General features: G+C 43.3%; 11 protein-coding genes. 10 read left to right on the top strand and 1 reads right to left on the bottom strand.

What is annotated here, in order from left to right; all coding sequences use genetic code 11:
* Nucleotides 1–7 precede the first annotated feature (7 nt).
* From ACFFGT_RS12765 to ACFFGT_RS12750, 4 genes are all read left to right on the top strand, one after another.
* Nucleotides 8–2,845, top strand: a complete 2,838-nt coding sequence (locus ACFFGT_RS12765) for a SusC/RagA family TonB-linked outer membrane protein (protein WP_377022925.1) — start codon at nucleotides 8–10, stop codon at nucleotides 2,843–2,845.
* A 24-nt stretch (nucleotides 2,846–2,869) separates the two neighbouring features.
* Nucleotides 2,870–4,549: a RagB/SusD family nutrient uptake outer membrane protein gene (locus tag ACFFGT_RS12760; protein WP_377022924.1), complete on the top strand. Its 1,680-nt coding sequence runs from the start codon at nucleotides 2,870–2,872 to the stop codon at nucleotides 4,547–4,549.
* A 78-nt stretch (nucleotides 4,550–4,627) separates the two neighbouring features.
* On the top strand, nucleotides 4,628–5,659 hold the full coding sequence (locus ACFFGT_RS12755) for a DUF1735 domain-containing protein (protein WP_377022923.1): 1,032 nt from the start codon (nucleotides 4,628–4,630) through the stop codon (nucleotides 5,657–5,659).
* A 375-nt stretch (nucleotides 5,660–6,034) separates the two neighbouring features.
* Nucleotides 6,035–7,003: an alpha/beta fold hydrolase gene (locus ACFFGT_RS12750; protein ID WP_377022922.1), complete on the top strand. Its 969-nt coding sequence runs from the start codon at nucleotides 6,035–6,037 to the stop codon at nucleotides 7,001–7,003.
* A gap of 121 nt (nucleotides 7,004–7,124) precedes the next feature.
* Here ACFFGT_RS12750 and ACFFGT_RS12745 read toward each other — a convergent pair whose 3' ends face one another.
* The gene (locus ACFFGT_RS12745) at nucleotides 7,125–8,276 is read right to left on the bottom strand and encodes a hypothetical protein (RefSeq protein ID WP_377022921.1); all 1,152 of its coding nucleotides are present in this window, start codon (nucleotides 8,274–8,276) and stop codon (nucleotides 7,125–7,127) included.
* Nucleotides 8,277–8,576: 300 nt separating this feature from the next.
* Here ACFFGT_RS12745 and ACFFGT_RS12740 point away from each other — a divergent pair, with 300 nt between their 5' ends.
* The 6 genes from ACFFGT_RS12740 (at nucleotide 8,577) to ACFFGT_RS12715 (ending at nucleotide 17,625) form a co-directional block, all read left to right on the top strand.
* Nucleotides 8,577–11,075 carry a glycoside hydrolase family 9 protein gene (locus ACFFGT_RS12740; RefSeq protein ID WP_377022920.1) on the top strand — a complete coding sequence of 833 codons (2,499 nt, stop codon included), beginning with the start codon at nucleotides 8,577–8,579 and terminating at the stop codon, nucleotides 11,073–11,075.
* A 4-nt stretch (nucleotides 11,076–11,079) separates the two neighbouring features.
* On the top strand, nucleotides 11,080–12,654 hold the full coding sequence (locus tag ACFFGT_RS12735; protein WP_377022919.1) for an AGE family epimerase/isomerase: 1,575 nt from the start codon (nucleotides 11,080–11,082) through the stop codon (nucleotides 12,652–12,654).
* 594 nt (nucleotides 12,655–13,248) lie between these two features.
* Nucleotides 13,249–13,836: an RNA polymerase sigma-70 factor gene (locus ACFFGT_RS12730; RefSeq protein ID WP_377022918.1), complete on the top strand. Its 588-nt coding sequence runs from the start codon at nucleotides 13,249–13,251 to the stop codon at nucleotides 13,834–13,836.
* 61 nt (nucleotides 13,837–13,897) lie between these two features.
* The gene (locus tag ACFFGT_RS12725) at nucleotides 13,898–14,206 is read left to right on the top strand and encodes a DUF6660 family protein (protein WP_377022917.1); all 309 of its coding nucleotides are present in this window, start codon (nucleotides 13,898–13,900) and stop codon (nucleotides 14,204–14,206) included.
* A 50-nt stretch (nucleotides 14,207–14,256) separates the two neighbouring features.
* Nucleotides 14,257–16,440 carry a TonB-dependent receptor gene (locus ACFFGT_RS12720; RefSeq protein WP_377022916.1) on the top strand — a complete coding sequence of 728 codons (2,184 nt, stop codon included), beginning with the start codon at nucleotides 14,257–14,259 and terminating at the stop codon, nucleotides 16,438–16,440.
* Nucleotides 16,441–16,587: 147 nt separating this feature from the next.
* A complete protein-coding gene (locus tag ACFFGT_RS12715) occupies nucleotides 16,588–17,625 on the top strand; it encodes a FecR family protein (RefSeq protein WP_377022915.1) in 1,038 nt (345 codons plus the stop codon).
* Nucleotides 17,626–17,792: the final 167 nt, after the last annotated feature.

Raw genomic sequence — 17,792 nt, 5'->3', positions numbered from 1 at the left:
AGAAACAATGAAAAAAGATTATAAAAACTTTTTGGCCTGGATGCTTGCGTTCTGCAGTTTTTCGGCGGCTAACGCCCAAACCGCAGGTACGGCACCGGCCGACACCATAAAAAAGGCAAGCTCATATAAAGACTTTGTCGACGGCGGCTTAAGAATAGATAAATCATGGCGTAACACAGGCGCAGTTTTTACCCTCTCGGGCGAAGACCTGACCCGCATGACCTCGGGTAACCTGCTTAACACGCTTCAGGGCCGCATCCCCGGTTTAACTGTAATTACCGGATCGGGCGAGCCAGGGTATGATAACCCAACTTTTTACATGAGAGGGGTAAGCAGCTGGAACCTTCAGGGTAACCAGGTGCTGATATACCTTGATGGCTTCCAGGTTGATATGGGCGCTATCAGCGGTCTTTCGGCCTATGAAATTGAATCGGTTACCTTGCTGAAGGATGCGGCTGCGCTGGCGGTTTACGGGCTTGAAGGTGGTTCGGGTGTATTAAGTATCCGGACTAAAAAAGGTGCTGTTTTAAATAAAACACAGGTGTTTGTAAACGGTAAATACGGTATAATGAGCCCTATCGACTTGCCGAAGGTAATGGACGCTTATGGCTATACCACAAACTACAATAACGCACTCACCAACGACGGCCTGCCGATCAAATATCCTAATCCTGAGTTGTATAAAGCTGCCAATGATCCCTTTCACCCAAATGTGAACTGGTATAATGAGCTGCTCAAAAAAACTTCGGCTATCCAGGATTATAACTTTGGCTTTCGCGGCGGTAATAACACAGCCAGGTTTTTTGTGCTGATGAACTACACCAACTTTGAAGGCCTGTACAAAAATGCCGATATCATTGATAAGGATTTTGGTACCAATGCCAAATACACCAAGCTGAATTTAAGGGCAAACATCGAGTTGCAGCTTAACAAAAACCTGGTGGTAACGGCCAACATCAGCGGCATCACTGAGGATAGGAATACGCCATCGGGCTTCACTGCCGACCAGGTGTTCAATAACATCATGGCAATCCCGGCTGCTGCTTTCCCTGTTAAAAACCCTAACGGTACCTGGGGTAACAGTTCGGTGTATAAGTTTAACCCGATCCAGCTTTTACAGCAAAATGGCGTTTATCAGTCGCATACCCGTAACCTGCAAACCAATTTCAGCTTTGTACAAAAGCTGGATAGACTAACTAAAGGCCTCGACCTTAAAGGCGAAGTATCCTTTGCAAACCAGTATGTGGGGATCTATCAAAAACAATTTTCGGTAAACTCGTACGAAATTACCGGCCAGGATGCTCAGGGCAATGCTATTTACGGCTCAACCCCGGTAACACCGATCAGTCAGTCGAGCAGTGACGGTGGCGGAGCACACTGGAACCGTACAACCGTAAGGATGGGGTTTGACTATGACCGTACTTTCGGTAAATCAACCTTTACCGGCATGATCCAGGCCCGCAGGCAGGGTTATACGCATGATGGTATAGTTTACCAGGTACGTACACAAGGCATTGCGGGTAACGTAACTTATGATTACGATAAAAAATATATTGTTGATCTTTCTGGTTCATATAGTGGTTCGGCCGATTTTGCACCGGGCAACCGTTACGGCTGGTTTCCTGCTCTGGGCCTGGGCTGGATTGCATCGAAAGAAGATTTCCTGAAAGATAATTCAATCATTAACTTTCTGAAGGTTCGCGCATCATACGGTATTGTGGGTAATATCAATGAAGCTTACCGCTTTTTATACCAACAATACGCTGTTGGCGCACCGGGTTGGATCACCGGTACCGGTAATACAGTTCACGGTGGTTTAACCGAGGGGCCTTTTGCCAACCTTGATTTTGCATGGGAGAAGAAAACAACGCTTAACATTGGCTTAGACTTTACCCTATGGAAAAACCTTTCGGGTACATTAGATGTATTTACCGAAAAACGCACAGGCATTCTTGAAATACCATCGGCAGGCGTGCCTGACTATACCGGCTTTAACCTGCAATACGCCAACACCGGCGAGGTACATAACAAAGGTTTGGAAGCATCATTGAAATATGAGCAAAATGACAACAAATTCAAATATTATGTAGGTGGTTCAATTGCATATGCCCGCAATAAAATAGTTAAGCGTTCAGAAGACCCGCAGCCATATAGCTACCTGTACACCCAGGGATATCCTATTGGCCAAATGAAGGGGCTGGTATACACAGGGTTTTATCAGCAGTCGGATTTTGATGCCAATGGTAACTTAAAATCAGGCGTTGTTTCATCATCATATACCAACGTTAAACCCGGCGATCTGAAATTTAAAGATCAGGATGGTAACGGTATCATCAATGATTATGATAAGGTACCGCTTAAATATTCTGTACTGCCCGAAATTACTTTAGGCTTTAACCTTGGTTTTAAATATGCGGGTTTTGATTTTGACGCTTACCTGCAAGGTGTAATGAACCGTACTGTAAGTTTGCTTAACAGTGCTTATACTTATACTCATCCTTTTGTATTCAACAATAACATATCTGAGTTTTCGGCAAATAGCTGGACGCCTCAAAATGCCACTACTGCTACTTCACCCCGGTTATCAACTCTTGCAAACCCTAACAATGATCAGCAATCTGATTTCTGGATGCGCAATGGTAATTTCCTGAAGTTACGCAGTGTTGAATTGGGTTATACCTTGCCTCAGCGTGGCTTTTTACGGAAGCTTGATGCTGTAAGGATTTTTGTGAATGGCACAAACCTGTTTACATGGGATAAGATAGAAGGCCTTGAAGCTGAGCGTCTTTCGATGGGATATCCTTTGGTAAAAGCAGTGACATTTGGTATGAAAGTGAAATTGTAGTATTAATTATTTGATTACAAGGAAATGAAAAGAAATCGATATATAATAGCAATGCTGGCCCTGGGTACGCTGCTTTACTCATCATGTAAGCATGATTACCTTGAGGTGCAAACCATTAAGGCCGACATTACCACTGATAAGTTGTACTCAAATTATACCTATGTGCAACAGCAGATGTGGAACACATACAGTTACCTGCCCAACGGGTTTTTAAACCTTGATCTTGATGCTGCCACCGACGAAGCGGAAGCTACCAACTCGGTTGAACCGGTACAGGCTTTCAATTACGGTACCTGGAGCCAGTACAACAACCCCGATAACGTTTGGGCTGCTAATTTCGACGGCATCCGCCAGGCAAACCTCTATCTTAAAAATAAAGATAAGGTTGATATCAATTACATTAAAGATAAAATCACTTCAACCGATTCAACCACTTACTATAACGCCCGCAATAACGTTAAATTTATGGAAGGCGAGGCCTTGTTTTTAAAGGCTTATTTTTATTTTGAATTGGTAAAACGCTATGGTGGTGTCCCTATTTTTGAGCAACCGCTTGATTATAATGACCCCAGTACCTGGAAAAACGTACAGCGCAATTCTGTTGATGAATGTATCAAGTACATCGCCTCATTGTGTGATAAGGCTGCAGCCATAATTCCGGCCAACCTTTCACCATATTCATGGTATGAAGCAGGGCGGGTTACCAATGGTGCTATCAAAACTTTAAAAGCGAAGGCCTTGCTTTATGGCGCGAGCCCGTTGTTTACTGCAAACGGATCAACCACTACCTGGGCTCAGGCAGCGGCAGCAGCCCACGATGTAATTGCGCCGGGCAGCTATTCGCTTGATGCCAGTTACTCCAACCTGTTTGGTGCAAATAATACCACATCGGGCGAGGTGATCTTTTATCGCCGTTACGGGGCTATAAATACCTATGAGTACAATAACTTTCCTATTGTATTTCAAAATAGTAACGGAAACAGCTTAACCCCAACCGAAAACCTCGTGAGTGATTTTGAAGTGCTTATAAAATCAGGTGGCACAGTTACAGGTTCTGTTCCGTTTGATTGGAATAATCCGGCACATGCGGCGGCACCTTACACCAACCGCGACCCGCGTTTTGGGGCAACAGTTGTATACAACGGCGCATCGTTCAAATCAACTACTATCCAAACCTATTTTGGTGGTAACAGCGGTTTGCCTAAGCAAAACGCTACCAAAACCGGTTACTACCTGTCAAAATGGATGAATCAGTCTGTAGATCTGATCAACAATACAACCACCAATCATGCATGGATCTATTTCAGGTATGCAGATGTTTTGCTTAGTTATGCCGAGGCTATGTTTAATGCTTACGGGCCCAATGCAGATCCGCAGGGGTTCGGAATGAGCGCCTTACAGGCAATTAATAAGGTAAGGCAGCGTGCAGGTGTACCTGCTTTAACAACAATAAACCAACAGGCTATTGAACATGAACGTAATGTTGAGCTAAGCTTTGAAAACAACCGCCTTTGGGATGTACGCAGGTGGAAAAAAGGCGTAAGCTATTTCAGCAAGCCGGTAAACCGTATTGATATTACCGCTGCCGGTGTTTATACTGTAAAAAAACTGGAAGACAGGGTGTTTACTACCAAAATGGAATGGTACCCTATACCCCAGGCCGAAATTTCAAAAACTGGCTGGACACAAAATCCGGGCTGGTAAATACAAGCAGCCTATCGCCCTTAGAACAAGGCGATGGGCTGTTAAATGATTTAAATTAATAATGTAAAAAATATTTTCATGAAAATTAATGCATCATTAGTAAAGCTTTCGGCAGCATGTTTGTTGCTGGGAGTTGCGGGCTGTAAACAGGAGCACCTGAACGGTGTAAAGTCAAACCCTGCTGTAAAGGTATACCTGCCCGATTCTGAAAAGCCCAACGGCCTTGTTGATGTTATGGCTGGAAGTTCCCTTAAGGTTGACAGTACAGCGAGTACAGTGAATTTTTCTATCCCGGTATACCGCGGCGGTGAGTCAAATTTTGAAACGCTAACCGTTGATGTAAGCGCAGATAACAGCGCCATTGCCGGCTTGGTTACCGCCGGCACATTGCCGGCTAATACTGTAGTGCTTGACCCTGCCGATTATACCCTTGATGCTAAAGATACCGTAATGCTGAACAACAACATTATGAAGGGTAGCATCACCCCTAAAATAAAAATTGCCAGTTTGAACAAGTATGGCGGTAAAATAGCGGCCCTGGGTATTAAAATTGCAAATTCGTCAAAACAGGAAGTAAATGCCGATATGAGTAAGGCTATTATTTATTTCAACGTTGAGGACCTGATTGACGCTATTACTCCCAAAACCAATTTGATAGATAACACCAAATGGCAAATTTATCACCGCGGCGATGGTGTAACCTTTAAGGTAAATACCGATGGCAGCGTATTGGCAACAGGCGGTAACTGGGGGCAGCAGGGCATTGTTCAGGCCGTTGAAGTAAGGGCCAATAAGAAATATAAAATTGATATGAACGTGGCCGGCTCGGGCGCTACCGATTGCTGGTTTGAGGTTTATGTAGGCCAGGGGGTACCATCTGAAGCAAGCGATTATGCTGATGGCGGCACGCGTATAGCGCTCAATACCTGGAATGGTTGCGGTAAATCACCTTTTAACGCATTGTTATCCTCGTTATCATGCGCGGGCACTGGTAACGTGGTGTCATTCCCAACAACAGGTACTGCTTATGTATTGATCCGTTCGGGTGGTTCAACCCTTGGTACAACCGGGATCAAGATGACCAATATCGATTTCAGAAGAGTGAATTAAAGCTTCTGTAAGAAATAGCAAACCGATTCTCAATGATAAATTGAGATTTAGTTGATTAGTATAGCTCTATACTATGAAGCGCCCCGGGATGAGATCCGGGGCGCTGTTTTTTTGGGAAGTAAATAGAAAAATGTCATTTCGACGAACTGGTAGTGGGAAATGTGTGTTGGAGGTGAGGAGAAATCTTCTACGCCATAAAAGCCGACCTGTACAGTTCGCTATGCAAGATGTACAAGATTTCTCTTTCGCCCTAAGGCTCAATTCCATCGCTGCTCTTTCGAAATGACAATTTTTAATAAGCGCGTCCCCTTACTTCATCGCCAATAATTCCCCAATCTTAATTAAATTTCTATTTTAGTTGCACAAACAAAAAGCATGAAACAACTATACATCATCATAACATTATTCTTAACCACAACTTTGGCGCAAGCCCAGGTGAAACCTGTTGACAGCTGGACCGACGGCAAATATGTTACTATAAATGGTGCTAAATTATGGGTAGTTACAGTAGGAGAGGGTGATCCAATCATCTTTATTGCCGGCGGACCGGGTGGTACACATTTGGGTTTGCGTAGTTTTGATTCGCTGGCCAATAATCATCACCAGTTAATTTATTTTGATGCATTGGGCAGGGGTAAGTCAGATTCGGCTAAGAATGTTACTGAATATAGCCTTGCACGCGACATTGATGATATTGAGGGTTTGCGTGTGGCTTTAAAACTGGATAAGATCACCGTATTAGGCCATTCGTACGGAGGGGTGGTTGCACAGGGCTATGCCATTAAATACCCGGCACATTTAAGTCACCTTATTTTGGCCGATACTTTTCACAGCTTTGTAATGTGGCAGGAAAACGACGATAACTCCAATCATGAAATAAAAACCAATTACCCCGAGGTTTGGGAAAGGCTGATGAAGATCAGGAATGAAGGCGCCGTATCAAGTGATGAGGAACACCAGGCCATTTATAGTGAAGTGCCTTACGGATTTTTGTATGCCTATAACCCGGCCCGGTTTGAACCCAAAATAGGTGTGAATACCCGTCATTATCCAAACCCTCACTACAGCGAGGTTTACTACCAAATGGTAGGCAAAGACGGTGATTTTATCGTAGGCAGCGATATCGGCAATTTTGATTACCGAAAGCAACTCAAAAATCTTAAAATGCCCGTGCTCATAGTAACCGGCCGCTTTGACCGGGTGGCTGTACCATGGATGGCTGTTAAATACAAAGAGTACTGCCCGCAGGCGCAGTTTGTGATTTTTGAAAAATCGGGTCACAATCCGCAGGTTGAAGAACCGGAGAAAGAATTTAAGGTTATTAATGAGTTTTTGGGTAAATAAAATAAGCGTGAGATGTTGAACTTGTTTCAACATCTCACGCTCTAAGTAATACACATGCTAAACAATCGGAGTGTCATGTGGGGTCCCGAAACAAGTTCGGGACGACGAAGTCCGTTACTGTTTATTTTGTTTTATCACTACCGCCGCCTTTACCGTCATCTCCGTTAGGCTTTTCGTTCCCAACGGTGGTCGAGTCATGTTGTTCTGTCGGTTGGTCTTTGGTTGGTTCGGTGGCTTTTAACCCGGCGTAGGTGCCCGCGCTGATACCCATCATTAGTAAAATGTTGTTGTCGAAATCGGGTAACAGGTTTGAGGATACCGTTTTTTGAATAAAGATCAACCCGAATAAAATGTTGAACAGCACATTTTGAAGGCGCTGGATATTGATGCTGCTCCGGTCGGACAGGATGTCGTGAAAAAAGCCTTCGCTATGCGCTTTAGGGTCAATTTCGGTTTTGGTTTTCTGGTCGTTTTCAATAAGCTTACCTGTGGCCATAGTTGCTGCGCTGATACCCAAAATGGCCAGCAATGAACCTGGAATATCAGGCAGAGCCCCGGTTTCATTACATATATATAAATAGGTTGCAGAAAAAATGATAGTCCAGTACAAAAGTTGTGTACGGCTCAGGCTGTAATACAAATTACTGTCGTCTTTTAAAATGTTGTTCTTTAAACCCATGGCCAGGAAGCCGGCCATTATAACGGCCATTATCCATACCCAAATCCTGCTTATCTTTTGTTTAACCTCCAGTTGTGTTATTATTAATCCTTTGGTTATGTAACCACTTGAAGAACCTGCCGAAAAATATACCGGGATGCGTGCCTTATCAAGGGATTTACTGGCTAAAAACTGAACAGCCAGGTTCTGTACCGATTCATCTATTTTGAAATATACTATCTTTTCATGGTCATTACTGCTCCAAAAAGCTGTTTCTCCTACTTTAATATCATCAACATAAAGGGTTTTGAACGAATCGATAGGGAGCTTAGTTTTGATCCTGATAGCGATGATCTCATTAAGTCTTGCCGAATCTTTCCGTCCGCTGAGGTTGGAGATATTTAATATCGAATCGGAAAGAATGGTTGTTTTAGCTACAGAATCTGGCTTCCCGGAAGTCTTTTTTGCACTGTCGCTGCCTGCTGTTTGCGCGCAAACCAATGTGGGGATTATAAATATAAATGCACCCGCCGATAATTTAAAAAGCTGTTTTTTTAAATAGGGGTTTAGTAATAGCGGTAAAGCTATTACAGCAAAAAATAACAATAAGGCCATGGTTTAAGAATTGTTGCCTACTCTTTGATCCCTTTTTCGGCATGCAGGTATTAATCGGTAATCAAATTTAATTAATAAATGAATAAAATGAATACCTGATGTTGGGTATTTTTAGTTTTAATTATTTGGTAATTAGTTAATTGAGCTTGTTTTTAATGACAATAGCATCAATGTAATATCCCTGTTATCATATAAAATCGGCAACAAAAGGTTAATATATCATTATACCCTGCCCTTACTACCGGGTTATTTTTAGCCATGCAAATATCGTATTGCATATTACCGGTTAACCATATCCTGATGAGATCTAAATTTACCTTCCTGGCGCTTATCGCTGCCTGTTGTTTATTACCACGCTTTTTGCATGCCCAGGTTAAGCCTGCCGCTAATTTAATGAAGCTTAATGCGCAGGAATATCTTGAATATAAGGGTGTAAATGTGATGCTTGCCCATGATTTTTATCCCGAAGGCCACCAGGGCGGTGTAGGCATTATCCAAAACGGGCAGCGTGTAGCCACTAATGGCGATATCAGGCTGGAACCTACACCGGGCCAGTGGTCGCCCATACCTAAAGTAGGCAAGCGTGTGGTTAATAAAACTACCGGCGAAGTGAGCGTACGCATGGAGTTCCCTAACCCGGATATGAACCGTCATGGTTTTAATCCTATTATTTATCCCGATTTGAACTTTGCTTATAACATCAGGGTAATGCCTGCGGGGAAAGCATTTAAAATTATAGTTGATTTAGATAAGCCCCTGCCCGATAACTGGGTAGGTAAGGTAGGCTTTAACCTGGAGCTGTTCCCCGGCATCCTGTTTGGCAAATCGTATTATATGGATAAGCAGTTCGGCATCTTCCCCCAGCAGGCCAACGGACAAACCTATACCGACAAGGAAGGCGAAACCCAGGTAATGCCGATGGCCGAAGGCAAAAAGCTTACCATTGTGCCTGAAGCTGATCTGCAGCTTATGACTATCCAAAATCTTTCGGGCGGTAACCTGCAACTGCTTGACGGCCGGGCTAAGCACAATAACGGCTGGTTTGTGGTACGCTCATTAGTGGCTAAAGGTGCTTCAAAAAATGCAATAGAATGGCTGGTAACCCCCAATGCTGTGGATGGCTGGCAATCTGAGCCGGTGGTGCAGGTATCGCAGGTGGGTTATCACCCGGCGCAGCAAAAAATAGCGGTTATTGAACTGGATAAAAATGATAAAAAAGCGTTACCGGTATTGCTGTTAAGAGTAGATGAAAACGGCGGACTGGTAACGGCTTTAAAAGCTACGCCCAACAACTGGGGCGATTTTTTGAGGTACCATTACCTGCAATTCGATTTTACAAAGATTACCAAGCCGGGTATGTACGTGGTGAAATATGGCAGCTATCAAACTGAACCGTTTCAGATCAATGCGGATGTGTTTAAAAATGATGTATGGCAGCCAACGCTTTCATACTTTTTACCCATTCAGATGTGCCACATGCGCGTTAACGAAAAATACCGGGTGTGGCATGGGCTGTGCCATATGGATGATGCAAGGATGGCACCAATTGATTCCAATCATTTCGACGGATATATTCAGGGGCATAGCACACTCAATAAATATAAGCCCGGCGATAATGTGCCTTTCCTTGATCGTGGCGCCTGGCATGATGCCGGCGATTTTGATTTGAGGGTTGAATCGCAGGCCGAAACGGTTCACGGACTTACATTGGCTTACGAGGCATTTGATGTAAAGTATGATAATACTACTATCGATCAAAAGAACCACATTGTTGAGATCCATCAGCCCGATGGCAAACCGGATATGCTGCAACAGGTTGAACATGGTTTACTGGCAATCACCGGCGGTTACCAGGCCATGGGCCGTTTTTACCGTGGTGTTATTGAGCCAACCATAAGGCAGTACACCATTTTGGGCGATGCCGCTAATATTACCGATAACAAACCTTTTGTAACTAACGCTGCAAACACCGATCCGGTACTGAAAACTCCTGCTACCGCCGATGACCGCTGGGTATTTACAGAAGATAATCCCGGTCGCTCATTGGAAACTGCCGCCGCGCTGGCTGCTGCAAGCCGCGTGATGAAGGGGTATAATGATACCCTTGCCACTCAATGCCTGCAAATAGCACAGGAGGTTTGGAAAAACACGCCCGATCAAAAATTATCGCATCGGGTAGCATTGGCCGTTGAGCTGTTTATTACTACAAAAGATAAAACCTATGCCGACTATCTGGTAAACAATACCGATGGTATAGCAGCTGATATTAACAATACCGGCTGGCTGGTTGGCCGTACCATGGGGCTTATCAGCGATGCAAACTATCATAACAAAATAACCGGAGCGGTGAAAAAGTTATATGCTCAAATTCAGCAACAGGGAACCAAAACTCCTTATGGCGTTCCGTATGAGCCTAATATTTGGGGGGCAGGCTGGGGCATTCAGAATTTTGGGTATAAGCAATACTTTTTATACACCGGTTTCCCCGCTGTTTTCAGCGATACCTATATGCTGCATGCTATTGATTTTGTGCTGGGCTGCCATCCTGGCTCCAACACGGCTTCGTTTGTGTCGGGCGTAGGTTCAAGGTCAATGACCACGGCTTACGGCTTTAACCGGGCCGATCGCTCGTATATCCCCGGTGGTATTACATCGGGTACAGCGCTTATCCGTCCCGATTTTCCTGAACTATTGAACTGGCCTTACCTGTGGCAGCAGGGCGAATACGTTTTGGGCGGCGGCACTACCGATTACCTGTTCCTTGTTTTGGCGGCCGATCATGTTTTAAATAAAAAGTAACCCCATGAAATTGAAGATCACTTTGCTTTCGGCTTTAATAGGTACCGCGTCTATCGCATTTGCTCAAAATAACAGTGTCGAAAAGCAGAAGATAGCCCATGAAATGCAAATATCCATGGTTGATGAATTGCTTAAACCCTGGTACCCGGCGGCTATTGATACTGCCGATGGTGGCTTTTTAAGCGCGTTTACCTATGATTTTAAACCAACAGGCAACCAGGATAAAATGATTGTGACCCAGGCACGCCACATTTGGAGCAACAGCAAAGCCGCAGAACTTTTCCCCGGTAAAAAATATTACATGGCAGGGGCCCGCCATGGTTTTGAATTTTTGAGGGATAAACTTTGGGATAAACAATACGGAGGTTTCTATATTTTTACAGATAAACAAGGCAATCCCAAGCATGGTGATTTTGCCCCTAAGGAAGCATATGGCAACTCCTTTGCCATTTACGCGCTTGCTGCTTATTACCAGGCCTCGGGCGATACCAGTGCGTTAAATTTGGCTAAGCAATGTTTCTGGTGGCTGGAAAAACACGCACACGATCCGGTGTATAAAGGTTACTACCAGCACATGCAGCGAGATGGTACGCCTATTGTACGGGATTCGACTATAAGATCAACTGCCGAAACAGGTTATAAAGATCAAAATTCATCTATCCACCTGCTGGAGTCGTTTACCGAATTGTACAGTGTATGGCCCGATGAACTGCTCAAAACCCGCCTTAAAGAAATGCTGCTGTTAGTGCGCGATAAGATCACCAATGACAACGGTAACCTCATCCTGTTTTTTCAATCGGACTGGACACCTGTATCTTACCGTGATTCGAGCCTGGCAGTTTATAAAAGGCATCATAGCCTTGATCACGTATCCTATGGTCATAATGTAGAAACAGCTTACCTCATGCTTGAAGCCTCGCATGCTTTAGGCTTGGAAGATGATGTCAAAACCTTGCAGGTGGGCAAAAAGATGGTCGACGATGCATTGGATAACGGCTGGGATAACAAAGTGGGCGGTTTTTACGACGAAGGTTATTACTTTAAAGATAAGCCCGGAATCACCATTACCGAAGATACCAAAAACTGGTGGGCCCAGGCCGAAGGACTTAACACGCTGCTTATTATGGCAGCCAAATACCCGCAGGATAAACACCAATATTTTAACAAGTTTAAGACCCTGTGGCAATACACCCAAACCTACCTCATTGATCATGAGCACGGCGACTGGTACCAGGGCGGCATAGATAAGCAACTGCAATATAAAACAGCGCTCAAAGGGCAAATCTGGAAGGGGACTTACCATAACTTCCGCGCCTTGATGAACTGCATTATGCAGCTTGATCCGGATAAAACGCCACCCACCGCACCCAAGCAGGTAAAGCTGGTTAAAGCTACCGGTACTTTAAAATGGCTGGCTTCAACAGATAACAAACGGGTGCTGGGCTATAATATTTACAGTAATGGCTTACGGATAGGTTTTACACCGCTTAATTATTTTGTGGTGGGTAAGAGCGGTAAGTTAAGTGTGAGGGCTGTTGATTTGGCGGGGAATTTATCAACGGAGAGCAAAGCCTTTTGAGTCGTCTATATAGATGCATAATACACAAATCTGCTGTGAAAAACTTTGCGTCTTAGCGCCTTTGCGAGAGATAAAATACGCGTTGATTTTTATTTCAATATTTTTTGAAAATTCAATAAAATAAGTAAATTTATTCGTCATGAACATTCAATAAATCATTCGCCTTGCAGGCATGGCCCAAATCGCTTTAGTGTTGGGTAGCCTAACTATCCCGCGCATCCTCAATTGGCGGGGCGAACTGGCAAAAGTTCAAACGCTTATCAAACAAATGTTCTGGATGTATGCTCCACAAAAAATATATCATATAAACCCCATTCTCTTTATCTCTTAACTGTATTTTACCTCTTAAGCAGCAAAAAAAACTTGTTTTGTGTCAATTTACAGTCAATATAATTCTGCTTAAGATTGAAGGAACCCAAGCAGAAAACCCACTCCGTTTACAGCAAATCAACATTACAAACCAATTATCTCATTGTGTCAAAGCAACATAATAATAGTTTATGTTAAAAGTATTACAATTGATGTCTTGTTAGTTGCCTTAATTATTTTGAGTTTTGCCAATCATTTAACATTAATTGCCGCGTTATTTAACAAATGAACGATTTTACCAAGCTGACTGAGGATGATTTGATGGGGTTGCTACAACAGGATAAGCTTAGTGCGTTCAGGGAGATCTACCAGCGGTATTGGAAAAAGCTGTATAGCGATGCTTACAAGCGCCTGAAAAATAAGGAGCTGTGCGAGGAAGTTGTTCAGGAAATATTTTCAAACCTTTGGCATAAAAGGCATTCACTGCAAATTAATACTACTATTGGCGGGTACCTGCACCTTGCGGTTTTAAACCAGGTGGTTGACCAGTACCGCAAACAAACTATCCGTGCAAAACACGCCGAGGCACTTAAATTATTAAGTACTGAGACCGATACCGGCACCGAAGACGCGATTATGCTGCGCGATCTGACCCATACCCTCGAAACCGAAATAAGTCACCTGCCGGATAAATGCCGGTCGGTTTTTGAGTTGAGCCGTAAAGAATATAAAAGCAATAAGGAGATAGCCCAACTATTGGGGATTTCGGAAAAAACTGTTGAAAACCAAATTACTAAGGCCATTAAACGCCTTCGTTTAAGCCTGAGCCATCACATGCTGTGGGTGATTGTTGCGCTGCTGCACAAGTTTTAAGACCGCTTTTGTTTTAATAAATCATCTTTCAAAGCCGGTAATAATTAAATAACTTTGGCGCGTGAAAATTATTTGCCTCATTTTGTCATTATATGTTATTATCCTTTCGGCTAAGCCATGCTGTACGGATAACAACTGCGTGGCTTTAAGCAAAGAAAAAACAAGTAAACAAGTCCCTGCCGGGAAGGATTGTTTAGGATGTTCTCCTTTTTTTACCTGCGGATCATGCGTAGGCTTTGTTACAGGCAAATCGGTAGTTATCAGTTTACCCTTGATTGTAGAAAGCATCACTAATGAATATGCTGCATACCGGCAACCGCGTATCACAAAAATTGCTTCTTCTATTTGGCTGCCTCCTAAATTAAGTTAATACCAAGCCGCCCGGCTCATTTTCTGTATTCACTTAATTATAATAACATCATGAAAAAACTAACTGTGCTTTCTATTGCACTGCTATATACTACTATATCATACGCTCAAAATACGTTTAAAGCCATTATTAAAGATGGAAAAACAAAAGAACCATTAATTGGCGCTACCGCTTTAATATCCGGAACCACCAGGGGAGCCGCAGCTGACACCGCAGGGATGATAATCCTTAACGGGGTTCCAGATGGTAAACAAATTATCCGCTATAGTTTTATCGGATATCAAACCAAAACAGATACAATAATTTTTCCGCTAAGTCAGTCGGTACCTTTGCCTGTTTTTTTACAGGCCGAAAAGGAAGAAGGCGAGAACCTGGCCGAGGTAGTAATTGGTGCCACCCGCAGCAGCCGTACCATGGCTAACATCCCTACCCGGGTAGAAGTGATTTCGGGCGAGGAACTGGACGAAAAAGGGAATATGAAACCGGGGGATATCCGGATGCTACTTGCCGAAAGTACCGGTATTCAAACACAGCAAACTTCGGCAACAAGCGGCAATTCCAGTATCCGCATACAGGGACTGGATGGTAAATACACCCAGATCATCCGCGACGGTTTCCCGCTGTACTCCGGGTTTTCGGGCGGCCTTGGTTTATTGCAGATAGCCCCGCTTGATCTGAAACAGGTTGAGGTAATTAAAGGCTCGTCGTCAACATTGTATGGCGGCGGTGCTATTGCCGGGCTGGTAAACCTGGTATCTAAAACACCCACTAATGAACGGCAATTAAATTTCCTTTTAAATGGCACATCGGCTTTAGGGCTTGATGCCAGCGGATTTTATTCGCAAAAGTTTAACAGCATAGGCGTAACCGTATATGCAGCTTATAATCATGGTACAGCTTATGATCCTTCGGATCTTGGCTTATCGGCCATCCCCCGGTTTAACCGCTATACGTTTAATCCGAAGCTGTTCTTTTACTTTAATGATCGCACAAAACTGATAGCCGGCATAAATTCAACTATCGAGAACAGGATTGGAGGTGATATGCAATATCTGAAAGGCAATGGCGATGCAGAGCATTCTTATTTTGAGGAAAATAAAACAGGCCGTTACAGCTCACAGCTGGAGCTCGACCATACTATCAATGATAAAGAGAAATTCGCGGTTAAAAACAGCCTGAGTTATTTTGGCCGCAGTATTAACCTGCCGGCGTATAAGTTTTCGGGTTCGCAGGTTTCCTCTTACAGCGAGGCTAATTACGCGTACAACAGCAGCAAAACCGATTGGGTTGCAGGGGTAAATTTCCTGACTGATAAGTTTACCGAGGATAGAAACAGTGCTTTTGCCTTGCGAAGCTATAATTACAACACAATTGGAGCGTTTGTACAAAACACCTGGAATGCGACTGACAAATTTACTTTAGAGTCGGGACTGAGGGGCGATTATCACAATAAATATGGCTTCTTTTTACTGCCAAGGATTTCGGGTTTGTACAAGATAAACACTCATTTTTCGACCCGTTTGGGTGGCGGTTTAGGTTATAAAGCGCCAACCGTATTTACCGAGGATGCCGAGCGTATTGAGTTTAGGAACGTACTACCGATAGATGTAGCCAATACCAAAGCCGAGCGATCATACGGCGCTAATTACGATATTACCTATAAAACAGGCCTGTTTGATAACACGGTAAGCCTAAGCATTAACCAGCTTTTCTTTTACACCCGGATTGAAAGGCCTATTTTACTTACTGTCCTTAGTGATGGCAACTTGCAATACCAGCAGCCTCCCGGCGATTTAAATACCAAAGGCATTGAAACCAATGTTAAGCTAACCTATAACAACTTTAAGCTGTTTATTGGTTATACCCTGGCCGATGTTACCCAGCATACCGGTAATAATATTACCAACTACCCGCTTGTATCGCGCAACAGGCTTAACAATGTACTGGTTTATGAAATAGAAGGTAAGCTAAAACTCGGGGCCGAGGCCTATTACTTTAGTCCGCAGCAATTAAATGATGGCTCAACCGGCCGGGGATATTGGACTACAGGCTTCATGGCCGAAAAGATGTGGAAGCGTTTTTCGCTGTTTATAAATTTCGAGAACCTGACGGATACCCGCCAAACCAAATTTGGCCCGATATATACCGGGAGCATTACTGATCCTGTATTTAAAGATATTTATGCGCCTTTAGATGGTTTTGTGGTAAACGGTGGCATAAAATTTAAATTATAGTACAAGTATAAATGCCTTAATATCAGGATTGAAATGATGTGAAATCACCTATGTAATATTTTTTTAAAAAAAATATTACATAGGTGTAGGGGGTACACTATCCCGCATTCGTCATACCATTTATAAACCGGAATTATATTCTTTTTCATGAAAGAACCTATACGCATTGATTTGCTTGAGAAATACATTAAAGGCGATTGCACCGAAGCCGAGATAGCTTTGGTAAAGCAATGGTATTTCAGCTTTGAGCATGAAAATGACCATGTGTCGGACCTTTCGCCTGCCGAAGAGAAGCAACTGGAAGAAAATATCTATTTCAGTATTATCAGCAACCTTAATCTTGTGCATCTGCAAGCACCAGAAGAAGAGCAACCTAAAGTAGTGCCGTTGCGTAAGTGGTACGCTGTTGCTGCGGCCGCTGCTGTTGTTTTTGCATTATCGGCTGTGGCGGTTTTTTATACCCAAAAGTCAAAAGATCAGCACCTGGTTGTATCAGCGGTAAGCAATGTACGTTTGTTTAACGTTACCAATAATACCGGCCATATTTATAAAGTTACCCTGCCCGATAGCAGTGCTGTTTGGCTTAACCCATCGGCAAAAATCAGCTATCCCAATGCGTTTGCTTCCGATTCGAGGCTGGTTAGTATCTCGGGAGAATGCTTTTTTGAGGTGACTAAAAATCCCGGGCGTCCATTTATTATCAGCAGCCGTTCTATAGTTACCAAGGTTTGGGGCACCAGCTTCCTGGTACGCGATAATGAGCAAAGTAACATGGCCGATGTATCGGTACTAACAGGTAAAGTTTCGGTAAGTGTTAAGACTAAGGGTAAAAATAACGCTATTACTACAAAGCTTACCAAAGATGAGGTCATGATCTATCCGCATCAAAAGGCGGTTTATCTGAACGATAAGCATACGCTTACATCGCAGGCTGTCGAAGTAAAATCAACTGTGAAACAGTACCAGCGCACACACCTTGTTTTTGATAACAAACCGCTCAGGGACATTATCCCGGTGCTTGATTCCAGCTTTAACGTAAATATCAGAGTGAGCAGCGAAAAGTTGAACCACTATATCCTGAATGCAGATTTTGAAGGGTTCAATTTACCTGATGTGCTTAATGCGCTGAAGAAATCGCTCAATATTGATTACGCTATTGTTAATAACCATATAGAACTAAAATAACCAACCATATTAAACATTCAAAAATTATAAGATGTACAAAAAACTACAAACCTAAAAGAAGAAAGCAAAGCAACCTCCGAAAATGATCTGCATAAAAAAAACTTAGAAGTGTTACGAGCACCCCTAAGTTTTAAGGATCAAAAGCCCGTTCCGCTAAGAACACCTCC

This window comes from Mucilaginibacter angelicae, assembly GCF_042434235.1.
GTDB lineage: Bacteria > Bacteroidota > Bacteroidia > Sphingobacteriales > Sphingobacteriaceae > Mucilaginibacter > Mucilaginibacter angelicae.
Note: the sequence above shows the minus strand (reverse complement) of the source record. Positions and strands in the feature narration are given on the sequence as shown.

Bases quoted from the DNA above. Each gene is read 5' to 3' on its own strand.
- ACFFGT_RS12735 (WP_377022919.1), top strand. From the start codon at position 11,080: ATGAAATTGAAGATCACTTTGCTTTCGGCTTTAATAGGTACCGCGTCT.
- ACFFGT_RS12765 (WP_377022925.1), top strand. From the start codon at position 8: ATGAAAAAAGATTATAAAAACTTTTTGGCCTGGATGCTTGCGTTCTGC.
- ACFFGT_RS12760 (WP_377022924.1), top strand. From the start codon at position 2,870: ATGAAAAGAAATCGATATATAATAGCAATGCTGGCCCTGGGTACGCTG.
- ACFFGT_RS12745 (WP_377022921.1), bottom strand. From the start codon at position 8,276: ATGGCCTTATTGTTATTTTTTGCTGTAATAGCTTTACCGCTATTACTA.
- ACFFGT_RS12740 (WP_377022920.1), top strand. From the start codon at position 8,577: ATGAGATCTAAATTTACCTTCCTGGCGCTTATCGCTGCCTGTTGTTTA.
- ACFFGT_RS12715 (WP_377022915.1), top strand. From the start codon at position 16,588: ATGAAAGAACCTATACGCATTGATTTGCTTGAGAAATACATTAAAGGC.
- ACFFGT_RS12730 (WP_377022918.1), top strand. From the start codon at position 13,249: ATGAACGATTTTACCAAGCTGACTGAGGATGATTTGATGGGGTTGCTA.
- ACFFGT_RS12755 (WP_377022923.1), top strand. From the start codon at position 4,628: ATGAAAATTAATGCATCATTAGTAAAGCTTTCGGCAGCATGTTTGTTG.
- ACFFGT_RS12750 (WP_377022922.1), top strand. From the start codon at position 6,035: ATGAAACAACTATACATCATCATAACATTATTCTTAACCACAACTTTG.
- ACFFGT_RS12720 (WP_377022916.1), top strand. From the start codon at position 14,257: ATGAAAAAACTAACTGTGCTTTCTATTGCACTGCTATATACTACTATA.